Raw genomic sequence first — 17891 nt, 5'->3', positions numbered from 1 at the left:
ACTCATTGAGATGTGTCATAGTATTCGTCGTTAGAAAACAATTATTATGACATTATTTCAATGAGTTATCTATTTTTGTCGTGTACAGAGGGTAATTAATATTGTCTTCACTATATTGTATATAAAGTTATACTTACTTGAAGCTCTTCTTAATATTCGTAGGTCGCTGTTTTAATAAAGAAATGTATCTCAATAGAAATTAATTAACAATTTCTTTGCTTATGATGGAAGTTTTTCTACTTTAGAAAGTATAGAATCTTTGTTATTGCTTGTATAAATTTGGTCTATCGTATTAATTTTTCCACTAACTATCATAAATAGAGGCAGACATGGAACTAAAACTGCTAGAGGTCGGACAGAATACGGAGCAACTAAGCTCGTGCCGTATATCTCTCATTTTAGGTGTCTATACCTCCAATAACTTATTAGATACCTTTTGTAAGATTTCCCGAAGGATTTTAGGCGTTAAAACCAGTATTCTGGGCTTTCATGGTGAACCCTATATCTGGTACAGCTGTGCACAGGGTTTTCGTGCCCTGCACGCACTTCAAGAGCAAGAGCTACCCTTTAAAGAAGCAGATGTGGTGACCCAGTTGCATCCTGATTACGCCGAGCTTTCCCAGTATGTTAAAAATCTTGGAGTCGCTCATCAGCGCTTGGTGGCTTTCAATCTTAAAGAAGCTGCCAATTCCTCTTTAGGGCAAGTGGTTTTCTTTGATGATGAAGCTGCGCCTTTCGATCCTGAAGACGTGGCCACAGTCAAACAGTTGGCAGAGAGTCTGGTGGGCCGGATTCGCCTGAGTGCAGAATATGATGAGTTGAAAGAGTTGCATGAACAGCAATGTGCGTTGAATTTCAGTAAGACCAAATTCTTTCAGATTATCGCCCATGACCTGCGAGCGCCATTCCATGGCTTGCTGGGTTTTTCAGAAGTCCTGTCGCAAGAGCGCGATACTCTGGATGAGGCCAGTGCACAGAATATTGCTGACTATTTATATGACACGGCTCAATCGACTTATAATCTGCTTGAGAGCCTGTTAACCTGGGCGATGGCTGAGGGCGGACGCTTTGTTTATCATCCAATTAATTATGAGCTGAAGCAGTCCAGTAAAATTGTCTGTGACGTGCTAAAGAGCCTGGCTTTGAAAAAGAATATTGAGCTTATCGATAATATTCCGGAAAGTATCAAAGTCCATGCCGACATTAATATGATCACCTCGGTATTACAGAACCTGGTATCCAATGCCCTTAAATTTACTCCGGTAAATCAAGGCGGGCAGGTGATTCTGGAGGCTGAGATGGAGGGTGAGCAAGTCAAGATTACGGTTCAGGATACAGGTCTGGGTATGACTGACGAGCAGATACAAAATCTGTTCAAGCCGAATCTGGTTGTCACGGTCAAGGGAACGAGCGAAGAGAAAGGTGCCGGTCTGGGGCTGGTGCTGTGTAAACGTTTTATTGACCTGAATCAGGGGCAGATCAGAGTAGAGTCAAGAGAAGGTCACGGCACCACTTTTACTGTACATTTGCCGAAAGTGATTAATGAACACCAGGCTTTGGTGATTGAAGACCGGCAGTTAGAAAAATCCTGAAAATAGGTCAGTTTCCGCCTAAAATATTCCCCCTGAGATCGAACTCCTGCTATAACTAAACAAAAAGTTTCAGGGGAAGAATGGAGCGATGAACGCCGTCCAGTTGCAGAAAACCTTAAGAGCCAGCCAATATGCTGAGCAGGTACTGGCCAAGCATCGGGCCAGCTTAGAGCAGGATTATGCGGTTGATCAGTTTCAGGGTTTCCTGAGTAGAACCGAGATTGATCATTTGATTCAGGCTGCTGTCGGGCAAATACAGGATGAAGCTGAATGGATGCGCGCCTTGCGTCTGCTCCGTGCTCGCTTGATGTTCCGCTGGATCTGGCAGGATGCCAATCAACTCACCCATGTGGTTCAGCTCACCCGCGAACTCTCCGATTTTGCTGATGCTGCCATTTGTGTCGCCAAAGATTTTGCACGTATTTCGCTGGTTGCCAAATATGGTGAACCGATCGGGTATAACGGCAAGGTGCAGGACCTGATTGTCATCGCCATGGGGAAATTGGGGGCACAAGAACTTAATCTTTCTAGTGATATTGATCTGGTTTTCGCCTTTGATGAACAGGGTGAAAGCAATGGGCGTAAATGCATTGATGTGCAGCAATTTTGTATTCTGTGGGGGCAAAAACTTATTCATCTGCTGGACCAGATTACAGCCGATGGTTTTGTCTTTCGGGTGGATATGCGCCTGCGTCCCTGGGGGGAGGGTTCTGCATTGGCCATTAGTCATGTCGCCTTGGAAAAATACCTGAGTCAGCATGGCCGTGAATGGGAGCGTTATGCCTGGATTAAAGCACGTATTGTCAATCCGAGTCCGGAAGGTGATGAACTGCTGGACATGACCCGTCCTTTTGTGTTCCGTAAATACGTCGATTACAGCGCATTTGAAGCCATGCGTGAAATGAAAGCCATGATCGAGCGTGAAGTACAGCGCCGGAATATTGAAGATGATATCAAGCTCGGTGCCGGTGGTATTCGCGAAGTCGAATTTATTGTGCAGGTATTTCAGTTGATTTATGGCGGCGCCAAACTGGAACTGCAAGACCGTCAGTGCCTGGTAAACCTAAACCATCTGGATGATGCGGAGTTGCTGGATGAGCAGGCAGTGGCTGATCTGGAAGATGCCTATCTGTTCCTGCGTCGGGTGGAGCACGCCATTCAAGCCTTGAATGACCAGCAAACCCAGTGTCTGCCGGTTGAGCCGGATTTGCGCCAGCGTTTGGTCGATACCTTGGGTTTTGCAGACTGGTCTGAATTTATGCATGTTCTGGATCAGAAACGTGCCAAGGTCACCTATCAGTTTGAGCATCTGATTAAGGAAACCGGGCCAGATCCTGAAATCAAAAGTTTTGCCCAACTCGAACAGCGACTTGATGAAGTATTGGATGACTCCGCCAAAAATTTGGTGCATGAATTCTGGTATGGACATGCCTTAAAAAAATTACCTGCCAAGGCCACTCAGCGTCTTAAAACCTTTTGGCCTTATCTGATCGAAGCGATTCTGAAATCAGATAAACCGAAAACTGCATTGGTCCGGCTGATGCCGCTGGTCGAATCTGTGATGCGTCGTACCGTCTATCTGGTGATGCTCATCGAGAGTAAAGGCGCTTTACAGCGACTGGTTAAAATGGCAACGGTCAGTCCGTGGATTTGTGAAGAACTTACCCATTATCCGGTCTTGCTGGATGAGTTTCTATCTATGGATTTTGAACTGCCTAAACGTCAAGATCTGGAGGATTCTTTACGCCAGCAATTGCTGCGTATTGAATTGGACCAGATTGAAGACCAGATGCGTGTACTGCGCCTGTTTAAAAAATCCAATGTACTAGCGGTGGCCGCCAGTGATGTATTGGCGGAAAGTCCACTGATGAAAGTCTCCGATGCCCTCACGGATATTGCGGAAGTATCGGTGAATGCTGCCTTACAGCTGGCCTATCAGATTACCGTGAAAAAACATGGTTTCCCGCTAGATGCGGAAGGCCAGCGTTGTACCTTAGATCATATGGCTTTTACCGTGATTGGTTATGGTAAGGTCGGCGGGATTGAACTCGGTTATGGCTCGGATCTGGATCTGGTGTTTATTCACTATATGGATGAACAGGCTGATACCAACGGGCTAAAACCAATCAGTGGTTTTAAATTTGCGATGCGTGTAGCGCAAAAGTTTATGTCATTGATGACGACACAGACCTTGGATGGCCGCGTCTATGAAGTCGATACCCGTTTACGTCCATCTGGCGAAGCAGGCCTGCTGGTCACCAGCCTGAAAGCCTTTGAGCATTATCAGCTGAAAAGTGCCTGGTTGTGGGAACATCAGGCGCTGGTGCGTGCGCGCAGTATTGCCGGTGAGCGTTGCCTTCGGGACAAGTTTGAGCAGCTACGCTGCCGGATTCTGACCCAGCCGCGTGAACAGGCACATGTACGTGCCGAAGTACTGAAGATGCGCCAGAAAATGAAAGACCATCTCGGTTCATCCAACGAGCAAAAAAAAGATGGAATTTTTCATTTAAAACAAGATGCAGGTGGTATCGTTGATATCGAATTTATGGCACAGTATGCGGTATTGGCTTGGAGTGGGACGAATAAAGATCTCGCCCATTACTCCGACAATGTAAGAATCCTTGAGGATGCCGCAAAGACAGGTTGCTTATCCAGCAACGATGCGACTGCTCTGATTCAAGCTTATCTCCGTGAACGCGCAGAGAGCCACCGCTTAGCCCTTGCAAATCAATCCATGCAAGTATCTGCAAGCGACTGGCACGATACCCGAATGACCGTTTGCAAGTTATGGCAAAGACTGATTGATCCAGCTGCAGCATTTGCGCTGGAGAGTGAATAATTGTGAAAAATTGGAGTTTGTGGCATGAATTTGGCTGATCGTGATGGTTTTATTTGGCAAGATGGACAACTGGTTGACTGGCGTGAGGCAAAAACTCACGTATTAACACATACCCTACATTACAGTATGGGGGTGTTTGAAGGTGTCCGTGCTTATGAAACCCCGAATGGAACGGCTATTTTCCGTCTAAAAGAACACACCAAACGTTTATTGAATTCTGCCAAAATCTATCAAATGAAAGTTCCATTTGATCAGGCAGCATTAGAACAAGCTCAAATTGATGTTGTTCGTGAAAATAAATTAGCATCTTGCTATTTACGTCCAATTATTTTTATTGGCTCTGAAAAGCTGGGTATTGCGGCAACAGACAATACTATTCATGCTGTGGTTGCAGCGTGGAGCTGGGGTGCTTATCTGGGCGAAGAGGCGATGGCGAAGGGGATTCGTGTGAAAACTTCTTCATTTACTCACCATCATCCAAACGTGACCATGTGTAAGGCGAAAGCTTCTGGTAACTATACCCTGTCTATCCTGGCTCATCAGGAAGTTGCACATTCGGGTTATGACGAAGCAATGCTGCTTGATCCACAAGGTTATGTATGCCAAGGTTCAGGCGAAAACGTCTTCCTGGTACGTGATGGCGTCATCCATACGCCTGATATTGCCGGTGGTGCACTGGATGGGATTACCCGTCAAACCATTATTACTATTGCCAAGGATCTGGGTTATGAAGTGGTAGAGCGCCGTATTACCCGGGATGAGTTCTATATTGCTGATGAAGCATTCTTTACCGGTACTGCGGCTGAAGTAACACCAATCCGTGAATATGATGACCGTCAAATTGGTGAAGGTGTCCGTGGTCCGATTACCACTCAAATCCAGAAAGCCTATTTTGATGCAGTTCAGGGCAGAGATCCTAAATATGCACACTGGTTAACTTATGTGAAATAAGATACTCAGTAATAAAAAAGGACTCATTCGAGTCCTTTTTTATTACTTGAAGAATTTATTAAATCTGATAAAAATCCCGATACCAGTCCACAAATTGCTTCACCCCATCGTCAACAGAAACAGAAGGTTTGTAACCTACACTTTGTTCAAGAGCAGAACTGTCGGCTAAAGTATCAGGCACATCCCCTTCCTGTAAGGGAAGCATTTCGATTAGGGCTTTTTTGCCAACAGAGTTTTCAATAGCTCGTATAAAGTCAATTAATTGTACGGGTGTACTATTGCCAATATTAAAAATCCGGAATGGTGCATTACTGGTTGATGGATCTGGATGATTGCTATCCCAAGTTAGGTTAGGCTCAGCAATTTGGTCACTGGAACGGATTACACCCTCAGCAATATCCTCGACAAAAGTAAAGTCACGGGTATGGTTGCCGTGGTTAAAGACTTGAATCGATTTGCCTTCTATAATGTTTTTGGTAAATTTAAAAGGTGCCATATCTGGGCGCCCCCAAGGACCATAGACAGTAAAGAAGCGTAAGCCTGTAGTTGGCAGTTTGAATAAATGGCTATAACTATGAGCCATCAACTCATTGGCGCGTTTGGTTGCTGCATAGAACTGAATGGGATGATTCACGCCCTGCTCTTCACTAAACGGCATTGTGGTGTTGGCCCCGTAAACACTACTTGTGCTCGCATAGGTCAGATGGGGTGTCTTGGCATAGCGGCAGGCTTCAATAATATGGGTAAAACCGACAATATTACTTTCGACATAACTCATCGGATTTTCAAGAGAATAACGCACACCTGCCTGTGCAGCCAGATGAATCACCCGGTCAAACTGGTGTTCCTGAAAACATCGATCCACTGCTGTCTTGTCTGCTAAATTGGCATGAATGAAATTAAACTGCCCTGTACTTTGCTCAGCTGTTGTAACCAAGTGGTCTACACGGGCCTGTTTTAAAGCAGGATCATAGTAGTCATTCATATTATCGAAACCGACTACATCATCACCACGTTCAAGCAGTTTTTTGGAGACGTGAAAGCCGATAAAACCCGCTGCTCCAGTTACAAGGACTTTCATTCATCACCTCCAAAAATATCACGGGTATACACTTTTTCTTCAACATCACTGAGATCTGCTGAGCGACGGTTAGCAATGATGACATTTGCTTGTTGTTTAAAAGTATTGAGATCGGTCACTACTTTAGATTTAAAAAACTCAGTTTCTTTTAGGCTGGGTTCATAAATAATGATTTCAATGCCTTTGGCTTTCAGTCGTTTCATCACACCTTGAATGGCTGAAGCACGGAAATTATCTGAACCACTTTTCATAACCAAACGATAGATACCCACTACAGATGGGTTTTTGGCAAGAATTGAATCGGCAATAAAATCTTTACGCGTACGGTTAGAGTCGACAATTGCCTGAATCAGATTGCTTGGAACCTGATGATAATTGGCCAGTAGTTGCTTGGTATCTTTTGGTAGACAGTAGCCACCATAACCAAAAGAGGGATTGTTATAATGATTGCCAATACGTTGATCTAAACATACCCCTTCAATAATCTGGCGGGTATCAAGATCAAAGGTTTGTGCATAGGTATCCAGTTCATTAAAATAAGCAACACGCATCGCCAAGTAAGTATTGGCAAATAACTTGATCGCTTCGGCTTCGGTAGAATCAGTAAACAGGATTGGGCTGTCTTTTTTAATAGCGCCTTCAATCAGCATGTCAGCAAATAACTCAGCACGTTCTGATTTTTCTCCGACAATAATCCGTGAGGGATATAGATTGTCATGCAGTGCTTTGCCTTCACGTAAAAATTCTGGAGAGAAGATAATATTGTCGGTATCAAACTTTTCTTTTACTGCTTTGGTAAAACCGACCGGCACGGTAGATTTGATAATCATCACGGCTTGAGGATTAATCTTAATTACATCACCAATGATACTTTCAACACTTTGAGTATTGAAGTAATTAGTCTTGGTATCGTAATCCGTCGGTGTGGCAATAATGACAAAGTCGGCATGCTGATAAGCTTCAGCTTTGTCGGTGGTTGCACGGAAATTGAGTTGCTTTTCTATCAAGAATTTAGAAATATCTTCATCCTGAATTGGAGAGATTTTTTGGTTTAACATCTCGACTTTGCTGTCAATAATATCCAATGCAATAACTTCATGATGTTGTGAGAAGATCATGGCATTGGAAAGGCCGACGTAACCGGTACCTGCAACTGCTATTTTCATATCAACCTGGTTTGTATTCTTTATTTAAGGAGCTTATCTATAACCTGATAAAGGTTGGCGAAAGCGATATTGCATCATATCACAAAGTATTTTTAGTGTTATGAAAGCATTAAAAGCAATATGATAACTTTGCTTTAGAGGTGGTATTATATGAGGTAGAATGCTGGCGGAAGATGAATACATGCAGGACAAGGTAAACGACTCACTCTCCAATCAGGCTCCAATGCAGTCTGAACAGAATATAGTGCTGTGCATGAAGTGGGGCACGAAATATGGGGCAGAGTATGTTAATCGTCTCTATAATATGGTTAAACGTCATACGACGGTTGACTTCAAAATGGTCTGTCTGACTGATCGTACTGAGGGCATTGATCCAGCTGTTGAATGTTTTCCTATTCCACCATTAGCTTTACCACCCGGTAGTCCTGAACGTGGCTGGAATAAACTTTCGACCTTTGAACCAGATTTATACGGGCTACAAGGTAATGCCTTATTCTTAGATCTAGACGTGGTCATTGTTGATAATATTGATGAGTTTTTTACATACCCCGGTGATTTTTTAATTATTCATGACTGGAAGCGGCCGTGGCGGATTACCGGAAACAGTTCTGTTTACCGTTTTAAACTGGGGGCTTTTCCAGGGCTTTTACCTTATTTTCGCGAAAACTTTGAAGAAATTCGAAAAAAATTTCGTAATGAACAGGCTTATCTGTCTTGGTATGTCGATCGTGAAGGCCAGCAGACTTATTGGCCAGATAGTTGGTGTAAAAGTTATAAATATCATTGTCTACAAAAGATTCCGATGGCTTATTTCAAGCCGCCAGTGAAGCCTGAAGGTGCCAAAATTATTATTTTTCATGGGGAAATCAATCCACCGGAGGCTATTAATGGTGGAGGCGGCAAATGGTATCGCTATGTATTGCCTTCACAGTGGATTAAAGATGCATGGCAATAATCCAGTACGCTCAAGACTGATTTTTTAAAGTGATCAAGCAAATGCAGAACATTGATATCGTGATTGCCTGGGTAGATGGTAATGATATTGAATTGAAAAAAAAGCGCCATAAGTATTTGACTGGTGAAGATGCGTCGGATGCGATTAGTGATACCCGTTTTGCCAGTAATAATGAAATTTATTACAATGTTGCCTCAATCCTGAAATATGTGCCTTTTTATCGCAATATTTTAATTGTGACCGATAACCAGCGACCCGCGTTTATTGATGAGTTTGCAGCTCAAGGTCTGTGTTCAGCCGATAAAATCCGGATTGTGGATCATCGTGAAATTTTTAGTGGTTATGAGCAATATCTGCCTACTTTCAATACTCGGTCTATTGAAAGTATGCTCTGGAATATTGAAGGACTATCAGATTACTTTATTTATCTGAATGATGATTTCTTCTTTAACTCAACCGCTCATATTGAAGACTTTCTACAAGGTGAGCATTTGGTAATTTACGGTCATTGGCAGAATAAGCTGGCTTTAAAAACCAAGCTGAAATATCGCCAGTTTATGAATAAACAATTTGCTAAGCCTATTCAACCTAAACATATGATTGCACAAATGCTGGGTGCGGATATTTTAGGTTTTAACAAATTTTTTGAAATCCATCATTATCCACATATCGTTGATCGTCAGATTTTGAAAGATTACTTATTGTCGCATCCTCGATTACTGGAAACTCAGGTCAAGTTTAAGTTTCGTAGTGTGGAGCAACTTAATCCAATCTCACTGATGAATCATCTTAAAATTCAGAAGCAACAGGTTGAACTCAAGCCTGATATTGAATTGGCCTATCTAAAAAATGAAGATAGTCGCAATAATTTTATTCAGGCACTCGATTACCCTACTATTAAATATGGCTGCATTCAAAGCCTAGACCAGCTGGACGCTGCAGCTGCTCAACAGATCAATGTAGCAATGCAGCAGAAGCTGGCGGGCTATTTACCGAATTCAATTTTAGTTTAAAGGTTCATGATGAAAGTTGTTACATATCTCATTAATTTGGACGGAAGTCATGAACGACTAGCGCGAGCAACACAGCAGCTGAATCAAGTCCATTGGCCTTTTGAACGTTTTTCTGCAGTCGATGGGCGTGGAAAAGCTTTAACTGAGTTCGAAAACTACGATGCTCAGGGAGCAAATCAGACCCTTGGACGTAGTCTGATGAACTCAGAGTTGGGGTGTTATCTAAGTCATTATGGTTGTGCAGAGAAATTTTTAAGTACAGATGCGGACTATCTGGTGGTCCTAGAGGACGATATGAAGATCGATCCAGACTTTAAAGATAAGCTTGATGGTACGATTGAATATCTGGATCAACATAAAGAGCTGGATTGGTATTTGATTAATATTGCAGCCAAAAAGAAAAAATTGAGCAAAGATATTACAGAGATTGATGGCATGAGTTTGTGGCATGCATTTTATTTTCCTATTCGTGGTCTAGGTTTAGTCTGGTCACGTAAAGGCGCCGAGGCGTTTATGCAGGCCGGAAAAACCATGACTATGCCTGTTGATATATTCTTTCAAACCTGGCTTAGTAAAAATGGGAAAGGTTTAGGGGTATGGCCCGCTTTGGTTAGACCCGCAGGATTAGACAGTGATATTTTAGGGACTGTTGCAGCGCAAGGTATTTCTCGTAAAGAAAAAGAAGGGCGTGGACTTTCTCACGGTATCAAAAAACAAAAACGGATGTGGCGTGATCGTTGTTATGCACTGAAACATTTAGTGTCAGTGAAGTAAATGTAAGTTGTATGAAAAATATTGTAATTAGTTTAAAAAGTGCCACTGCTCGCCGTGAGCACATTGTGCAAGAGTTTGGTAAACAGAATATTGAATTTGAGTTTTTTGATGCACTAACACCTGATCTGGCTCGTCCTTTAGCTGAAAAAATGCAACTCAATATTCAGAATGAATTTTTAAGCCCGGGTGAATTAGCTTGCTTTATGAGCCATGTGTCGATTTGGCAAAAAATGGTAGATGAGCAAATTCCTTATATGGCTATCTTTGAAGATGATGTGTACTTAGGTGAGGCTGCTGCTGAATTATTAAACAACTCAGCCTGGATCAGTCCAAAGTGGGATATTATTAAGACTGAAGCCTTTGCAAATCAAGTCTTTCTAGGCAAAACCAAGTCAGAAATAGCACATGGGATGCGTCATATTGTTCAACTCACGGGGAAGAATTTAGGGACTGCAGGTTATATTTTGAGTCTTAAGGGTGCTCAAAAATACTTGCAGTATGTTGGACAGATTCAATTGATCCCGCTAGACCAAGTGATGTTCAATGAATTTATACGGCATCAATTTCATTCTGTGTATCAAATGACCCCCGCTTTATGTATACAAGAAATGATACTTTTTCCTGAAAAGAAAACGGTTCTTTCTAGTGATTTGCTTGCTGAGCGGAAAGCCCGGATGAAAAAGCAAAAGAAAAAAGGTTGGGCAAAAGTTCAGCTGGAGATTTTACGTATATTGAAACAAGTAAAATATGCGTTAGTCGGTCAGCGTGTAGAGTTTAAATAAAAGTTGCTCTAGCAGTAAAGTTGAATATTTTGATATAACCCGTTTAAAAATACAAACGTGATGAAATGATAGGAACAGCTTGAAATGCGCATTCTAGTAACTGGTGGTGCTGGATTTATTGGTTCAGCGGTAATACGTCATATTATTGAAAACACCCATCATCATGTTTTAAATGTAGATAAGTTGACTTATGCAGGTAATCTTGAGTCACTTCACCTGATTGAAAAAAATGAACGTTATACGTTTAGTCAAACGGATATTTGTGATCAGGCACAAATAGAAACTATCTTTCAGGAATTTCAGCCAGACGCTGTGATGCATTTGGCTGCCGAGTCACATGTTGATCGCTCTATTGATAGTCCTATTGCATTTATTCAAACCAATATTATAGGGACTTATAGTTTATTAGAGGTTGCACGAAAATATTGGTTAAGTCTAACCAATGAAGCGAAAGAAGCTTTTCGTTTCCATCATATTTCAACTGATGAAGTCTATGGTGATTTAGAAGGAACCACAGATTTATTTACTGAGACAACCTCATATGCGCCAAGTTCACCATATTCTGCAAGTAAAGCCAGTTCAGATCATTTAGTCCGCGCTTGGTATCGAACATATAGACTACCAATAATTGTGACGAATTGTTCAAATAATTATGGACCATACCATTTCCCAGAGAAGCTCATTCCATTAGTAATTCTCAATGCTTTAGATGCTAAACCTCTGCCAATTTATGGAAAAGGCGATCAAATTCGTGATTGGTTATATGTTGAAGACCATGCACGTGCTTTATATAAGGTGGTGACTGAAGGTATGGTAGGGGAAACTTATAATATTGGTGGACATAATGAAAAACAAAACATAGAAGTTGTAAGAACCATTTGTAAAATCTTGGATGAATTAAGACCTCGGACCAATGGGCAGCAGTATGAGTCGCTTATTACTTTTGTGAAAGACCGTCCGGGGCACGATTTACGTTATGCCATAGATGCTACAAAAATCGAAAAAGAATTGGGTTGGGCGCCGCAAGAGACCTTTGAAACAGGAATTCGTAAAACGGTAGAGTGGTATTTAAATAATTTAGAATGGTGCTGTCGTGTGCAAGATGGCAGTTACCAGCGTGAAAGATTGGGTGTAAATATATAATGTCAAATCAAACCAAAGGAATCATTTTAGCTGGTGGTTCGGGAACAAGGTTATACCCAATCACAAAAGGTGTATCCAAGCAGCTATTACCAATTTATGATAAGCCCATGGTGTATTATCCACTTTCAGTACTCATGCTTGCAGGAATTCAGGATGTACTGATTATTACAACGCCTGAAGATTTGGATGGCTTTAAACGTTTGTTGGGTGATGGATCACAGTTTGGTATTCGATTGGAGTATGCGATTCAGCCAAGTCCAGATGGTTTAGCTCAAGCATTTATTATTGGTGAGAAATTTATCGGTGATAGCAATGTATGTTTAGTGCTAGGTGATAATATTTTCTATGGACAGGGTTTTACCCCAATGCTACGTCAAGCGGTTGCACGCCAAAAAGGTGCTACGGTATTCGGCTATCAGGTTAAAGATCCTGAGCGCTTTGGTGTAGTTGAGTTTGATGAACAAAAACGTGCAATTTCATTAGAAGAAAAACCAAAGCAGCCGAAGTCACATTTTGCGGTTACAGGATTGTATTTTTATGACAATGAGGTGATTCAAATTGCTAAACAAGTGAAGCCTTCTGAACGTGGAGAATTGGAAATTACCACAGTGAATCAAATGTATCTGGAGCGTGGAGCTTTAAATGTAGAGTTGCTGGGTCGGGGCTTTGCATGGCTAGATACCGGTACACATTCAAGCCTGCTTGAGGCTGCGCAATTTGTAGAAACAATTGAAAAGCGTCAAGGTTATAAAGTTGCTTGCTTGGAAGAAATTGCTTTGAATAATGGTTGGCTCAGTAAACAACAAGTATTAGAAATTGGTCAAACTATGAGTAAAAATGATTATGGTCAATATTTGATCTCACTGGTCAATTAGGTAAAACTGTGTATAAAAAAATAATACATGTGGGTATGGCTGATAAGTTCTTGCCTCCTCTGATTGACTTTATACAGAAAAAATTTTCACCAGAAAATAATACCTTTTATCTTTATGGCGATGAGAATGTATATGGTTTCTTGCGAGATAGAGGTGTATTTTTTTTAGGAGAAAAAGAAAATAATGTGAGTTATTTTCAACTTCTCTTAGAAATGTATAGTGCTGATAAAATTATTTTACATGGTTTATTTAGTTCAAAAGTTATAAAAATCCTATTTTACAACCCATGGTTATTAAAAAAATGTCATTGGTTAATGTGGGGTGGTGACTTGTATGAAACTAAACAAAAGAATGGATTATCTGGTTATTATAAAAAGATCGTTATAAAAAATATGGGGTATTTGCTGACATATCTTCCTGGAGATATTGAATATGCAAGAGCAAAATTTAGGGCTAAGGGAAAGTATTTAGAGAACCTTGGTTATTTGAGTAATATTTTTAGCCTTGATCATTATTCTGATAAAAATAATAGTGAAAATATTAATATTCTATTAGGAAATTCTGCGGATCCTGCAAACGAGCATATTGCGGCTCTGGATATACTTGAACAATTTAAAGATTCAAATATTAAAATCTATGTGCCTTTATCATATGGAAATCAAATATATGCAGAAAAAGTGATTAAATATGGGAAGACTATATTTGAGCATAAATTTGAAGCATTGACTGAGTTCATGCCATATGAAAAATATCAGAGCTTTCTTCAGAATATAGATATTGCTATCTTTAATCATCAAAGACAACAGGCAATGGGTAATACCATCAGTCTCTTGGGAATGGGTAAGATAGTGTATTTGAGAAAGGGAACATCTCAGTGGGAGCTATTCAAAGACAAGGAAATTGAGGTTTTTGATATTGAAACATTTAATTTAACTAATACTCAAAAATTAGTTAAAAATCAAAGTAAGATAAAAAGTTATTTTTCAAAAAAAAATTTTGAAAAAAAGTGGAAAAAATTATTGGAGTCTTAAGAAATGGCATATTTATCTAAAGAACAACTCAAGGAAATGGGTTTTAAATATTTAGGCGAAAATGTAAAAATCAGCGATAAAGCTTCCATTTATAATTGTGATCAGATTGAGATTGGCGATCATTCACGAATCGATGATTTTTGTGTTATTTCTGGTAAGGTGATAATAGGTAGAAACGTACATATTGCCCCAATGTGCTTAGTTGCAGGTGGTGAAAAAGGTATTGTCTTTAAAGACTTTTCTGGTTTAGCTTATCATGTACAAGTTTTTACACAGTCAGATGATTATAGTGGAGCATCTTTGACCAATCCAACTGTACCTACGAAATATAAAAGAGAAACAAAGCAAGAAGTTTCTTTAGGTAAGCATGTAATTGTGGGAGCAGGAGCTATTATATTTCCTGGAGTACATATTGCTGAAGGATGTTCAATAGGAGCTTTGACATTGGTTAATAAAAGCACTCAACAATGGGGGATTTATGTCGGAAATCCTGCAAAACGAGTAAAGGATCGAAAGAAGGATTTATTAGGCTTAGAGCTTGAGTATATAAATGACTGTATTTCAGTATAGAGTGAATTAATTCAATATGTTTTTTGAGTTTATAAGTTCTAATCAATGCCTTCAAAATACTGTTAATTATGAAAGGCTATATAGATTTAGGTTTTCGAAAACGGATATTAAGAAGTTTGCTGAAGTTACAGGAGATAATAATCCTATTCATTTAAATGAAGACTATGCAAGGACAACAGTTTTTCAGCGCCCAATAGTTCATGGTTTTTATGTGGGAAGTATATTTTCTAGGATTTTTGGTACAGATTATCCAGGTATTGGTACCATTTATTTAAATCAATCAATGAACTTTAAAGCACCAGTATTTATAGATCAAACTTATTATGCGCATATTATTGTTGATCAAGTTGATAAATATAAGGGACATATTAAAGTTTCAACTCTTGTGACTGATGAGTCTGGTACTAAAGTTTTTATAGGTGAAGCAATCTTAAAACACTCGATGTTTTGTATAGATATTTGATAATAAATGAATTGGTAGATCAATGATTCCTTTTAATAAAGCACCAGTATTGGGTTCTGAGACTAAATATCTAGTAGAAGCAATCCAATCTAAAAAACTTTCAGGTGATGGAAAGTATTCTAAACTATGTCAAAAATGGTTTGAAGATAGCCTCAACTGTAAAAAAACCTTACTTACGCCTTCATGTACACATGCACTAGAGTTGGCTGCATTACTTCTCGATATAGTAGAAGGTGATGAAGTCATTATGCCAAGCTATACCTTTGTCAGTACGGCAAATGCATTTGTTTTACGGGGTGCAAAAATTATTTTTGTAGACATTCGTCCTGACACGATGAATATAGATGAAACAAAAATTGAAGCAGCAATTACATCGAAAACAAAAGTGATTGTTCCAGTTCATTATGCAGGTGTTGCATGTGAAATGGATGTGATTATGGATTTGGCCGAAAAATACAATTTGTATGTAGTAGAAGATGCTGCTCAGGGGGTGATGTCTACTTATAAGGGAAAAGCATTAGGTACTATTGGTCATTTAGCAGCATTTAGTTTCCATGAAACAAAAAACTATACGAGTGGAGGAGAGGGTGGTTTACTGCTGATTAATGATGAAAATTTTATAGAAAGAGCTGAAATTATAAGAGAAAAAGGAACAAATCGGAGTCAGTTTTTTAGAGGTATGGTCGATAAATATACTTGGAGCGATATTGGTAGTAGTCTATTACCAAGTGAGCTACAGGCTGCTTATTTATTAGCACAGTTAGATGACGCTGAATTTATAAATCAAGAAAGGTTAAAAGCTTGGGATTATTATTATAAGGAATTATGCAACTTAGAACAGAGTCAAAAAATTGAGTTAACCGAGATTCCTCAACATTGCAAACATAATGCTCATATGTTTTATTTAAAGCTTAAAGACATAAGTGAAAGAGAGAATTTCATTCATTTCTTAAAAGATAAAGGAATTCAGGCAGCATTTCATTATATTCCTTTACATAGTTCACCAGCTGGTAAAAAGTACTCTGAATTTATCGGGGGTGATGAGTTCACTACTAAAGATAGTGAAAGATTGGTACGTTTACCTTTATGGTATGGTATTTCTGTTGCAGAACAGAGACTAGTAGTGAGAGCTATTTATGAGTTTTTTGAAAATATGAGTGGTACCAATTAAAAGATGGATTTATTAATTACTGTATATATCCCGACTTTCAATAGATTGTCTCTTTTAAAGAGAGCTGTAGATTCTGTATTATCACAATCTTATGAAAACTTTGAGCTTATTATCGTAGATGATTGCTCCACAGATGGAACGCAAGAATATTTAAAAAACCTAGTATCGATAGATTCACGTATTAAATATTTTCTTAAGGAAAAAAATAGCGGTGCATGTACAAGTCGTAATATTGCAATTGAAAATGCAAATGGACAATTGATTACTGGTTTAGATGATGATGATTACTTTCTATCAGATAGACTGGAGAGGTTCATAAGGTGTTGGGATTCAAAAGCCCATAATAACATTATAGCCCTAACATCCGGTTATCAAAAGTCGAATACTAGCTCCTTACGAAATAAGCCTATGCTTATAAAACAGAAAGATCTATTATTTGGAAATTTTGTTGGTAATCAAATTTTTACAGAAACTAAAACACTTCAAAATTTAAAGGGTTTTGATGCTAATTTAAAGATGTGGCAAGATTTAGATATGTGGTATCGTGTATTAAGTTTAGGTAATATTCAAAAAATTCCTCATGCAACTTATTTTTTTGATACTAGCCACCTCTTGGGTCGCATCAGTGAAGCAAAGGAGAGTAAAATATTTGAAACAACGAATTATTTTGTTGAAAAACATAAATTAACTCCTTTTGAAAAAAGAATGCTAAATAATCATCTATACTCTTACGGTGTGCTTAAAAGTAAAGATCAGTTTGCAAATATTTGTAAAGAAATCAATAAAATTTTCCGCCTTATTCGTTAAAGCAGATTAACAGATAATTCTTTTCTTTTTAGAAAATCAGGCTTCAATAAAAAATTTTTGATAATAAGTATCTTTTTTATTGGGTTTACTGCTATCAAATTTGTAGGTTAATTTGTATATCTTATGCTTGTCCTTTTTTAAAATATAATTATCTTTATCATTTACTTCTTTAAATAAAATTTTATTAAGTATATGACGATAATCTCCTATTTTTTCTAATTTATTTAATTTATATTGGAAAGGTTTAAAATTTCTATATAAAAGTTCGAAATAATAATCGATAAGGAAATAATCAATTAAGAGGTCATTTTTGACCCAATAATCAAAAAATAAATCTCGAAAAAGTTGTGCTATTGGATCATTTTTTCCAAACTTTAAAAAATTACCAGCCCATCTGCCTTTTGAAATAGAGTAATTTGGATAAATATTACTAGTAAGACTAAAAAAATCACTTTCAGTAATACATGAAGGCAAATTTTGTATAGTTAAATATGTAGAATCGATCCATATACCCCCATGATCAGCTAAAAGGCTAAATCTTAAAATATCTGATAATTGTGTATAAGAAATTTTTCCCTCTAAAAATTTTTCTGGTGGTGTTCTAAAAAGTATGCTGGCATCAGACATAGCCATAATTGACATAGAAGAATACCAAATCAAACACCTTAAAGTGGTTAT

17 protein-coding genes are annotated in these 17891 nt (G+C 38.9%); 14 read left to right on the top strand and 3 right to left on the bottom strand.

All coding sequences use genetic code 11. From position 1 onward, the window contains the following. Positions 1-329 precede the first annotated feature (329 nt). The 3 genes from NI467_RS13045 to NI467_RS13035 all read left to right on the top strand — a co-directional run bounded on the left by NI467_RS13045 (position 330) and on the right by NI467_RS13035 (position 5382). Positions 330-1592: a sensor histidine kinase KdpD gene (locus NI467_RS13045; RefSeq protein ID WP_174659337.1), complete on the top strand. Its 1263-nt coding sequence runs from the start codon at positions 330-332 to the stop codon at positions 1590-1592. Positions 1593-1680: 88 nt separating this feature from the next. Further along, positions 1681-4431, top strand: coding sequence for a bifunctional [glutamate--ammonia ligase]-adenylyl-L-tyrosine phosphorylase/[glutamate--ammonia-ligase] adenylyltransferase (gene glnE / locus NI467_RS13040; protein ID WP_253153350.1), 2751 nt, complete (start codon positions 1681-1683; stop codon positions 4429-4431). Between the two features lie 24 nt (positions 4432-4455). Then, the gene (locus NI467_RS13035; protein WP_151205078.1) at positions 4456-5382 is read left to right on the top strand and encodes a branched-chain amino acid transaminase; all 927 of its coding nucleotides are present in this window, start codon (positions 4456-4458) and stop codon (positions 5380-5382) included. A 58-nt stretch (positions 5383-5440) separates the two neighbouring features. On the opposite strand, the gene NI467_RS13030 is transcribed toward NI467_RS13035, so the two are convergent. Both NI467_RS13030 and NI467_RS13025 read right to left on the bottom strand, forming a co-directional pair. Then, a complete protein-coding gene (locus NI467_RS13030; protein ID WP_151205077.1) occupies positions 5441-6463 on the bottom strand; it encodes an NAD-dependent epimerase in 1023 nt (340 codons plus the stop codon). Continuing rightward, the gene (locus tag NI467_RS13025; RefSeq protein WP_151205076.1) at positions 6460-7629 is read right to left on the bottom strand and encodes a nucleotide sugar dehydrogenase; all 1170 of its coding nucleotides are present in this window, start codon (positions 7627-7629) and stop codon (positions 6460-6462) included. Before NI467_RS13025 ends, NI467_RS13030 begins: the two co-directional genes overlap by 4 nt. Before the next feature lie 181 nt (positions 7630-7810). On the opposite strand from NI467_RS13025, the gene NI467_RS13020 reads away from it, so the two are divergent. The 11 genes from NI467_RS13020 (at position 7811) to NI467_RS12970 (ending at position 17213) form a co-directional block, all read left to right on the top strand. Next, positions 7811-8584, top strand: coding sequence for a glycosyltransferase (locus tag NI467_RS13020; protein ID WP_151205079.1), 774 nt, complete (start codon positions 7811-7813; stop codon positions 8582-8584). A 41-nt stretch (positions 8585-8625) separates the two neighbouring features. Beyond that, the gene (locus tag NI467_RS13015; protein ID WP_151205075.1) at positions 8626-9597 is read left to right on the top strand and encodes a Stealth CR1 domain-containing protein; all 972 of its coding nucleotides are present in this window, start codon (positions 8626-8628) and stop codon (positions 9595-9597) included. A gap of 9 nt (positions 9598-9606) precedes the next feature. Then, positions 9607-10371: a glycosyltransferase family 25 protein gene (locus tag NI467_RS13010; protein ID WP_151205074.1), complete on the top strand. Its 765-nt coding sequence runs from the start codon at positions 9607-9609 to the stop codon at positions 10369-10371. 11 nt (positions 10372-10382) lie between these two features. Further along, on the top strand, positions 10383-11153 hold the full coding sequence (locus NI467_RS13005) for a glycosyltransferase family 25 protein (protein ID WP_253153349.1): 771 nt from the start codon (positions 10383-10385) through the stop codon (positions 11151-11153). A gap of 84 nt (positions 11154-11237) precedes the next feature. Continuing rightward, positions 11238-12296, top strand: coding sequence for a dTDP-glucose 4,6-dehydratase (gene rfbB, locus NI467_RS13000; RefSeq protein ID WP_253153348.1), 1059 nt, complete (start codon positions 11238-11240; stop codon positions 12294-12296). Further along, positions 12296-13171: a glucose-1-phosphate thymidylyltransferase RfbA gene (rfbA, locus tag NI467_RS12995; RefSeq protein ID WP_253153347.1), complete on the top strand. Its 876-nt coding sequence runs from the start codon at positions 12296-12298 to the stop codon at positions 13169-13171. Before rfbB ends, rfbA begins: the two co-directional genes overlap by 1 nt. Before the next feature lie 8 nt (positions 13172-13179). Further along, positions 13180-14202: a TDP-N-acetylfucosamine:lipid II N-acetylfucosaminyltransferase gene (locus NI467_RS12990; RefSeq protein WP_253153345.1), complete on the top strand. Its 1023-nt coding sequence runs from the start codon at positions 13180-13182 to the stop codon at positions 14200-14202. A gap of 3 nt (positions 14203-14205) precedes the next feature. Then, the gene (locus NI467_RS12985; RefSeq protein WP_127801764.1) at positions 14206-14772 is read left to right on the top strand and encodes an acyltransferase; all 567 of its coding nucleotides are present in this window, start codon (positions 14206-14208) and stop codon (positions 14770-14772) included. A gap of 16 nt (positions 14773-14788) precedes the next feature. Next, positions 14789-15235: a MaoC family dehydratase gene (locus NI467_RS12980; protein WP_253153343.1), complete on the top strand. Its 447-nt coding sequence runs from the start codon at positions 14789-14791 to the stop codon at positions 15233-15235. 22 nt (positions 15236-15257) lie between these two features. Further along, positions 15258-16406 (top strand): dTDP-4-amino-4,6-dideoxygalactose transaminase, encoded by a 1149-nt coding sequence (rffA, locus tag NI467_RS12975; RefSeq protein WP_253153341.1) that lies wholly within the window; start codon positions 15258-15260, stop codon positions 16404-16406. Positions 16407-16409: 3 nt separating this feature from the next. Further along, positions 16410-17213, top strand: a complete 804-nt coding sequence (locus tag NI467_RS12970) for a glycosyltransferase (RefSeq protein WP_253153339.1) — start codon at positions 16410-16412, stop codon at positions 17211-17213. Positions 17214-17249: 36 nt separating this feature from the next. Here the strand turns inward: NI467_RS12970 and NI467_RS12965 are convergent. Next, the coding region (locus NI467_RS12965; RefSeq protein WP_253153337.1) for a capsular polysaccharide synthesis protein at positions 17250-17891 on the bottom strand (642 nt) is incomplete at its 5' end.

The organism is Acinetobacter sp. S4397-1, assembly GCF_024129285.1.
Classification (GTDB): domain Bacteria; phylum Pseudomonadota; class Gammaproteobacteria; order Pseudomonadales; family Moraxellaceae; genus Acinetobacter; species Acinetobacter lwoffii_C.
The sequence above is the reverse complement of the archived record's forward strand: the minus strand, read 5'-3'. Positions and strand labels throughout refer to the sequence as shown.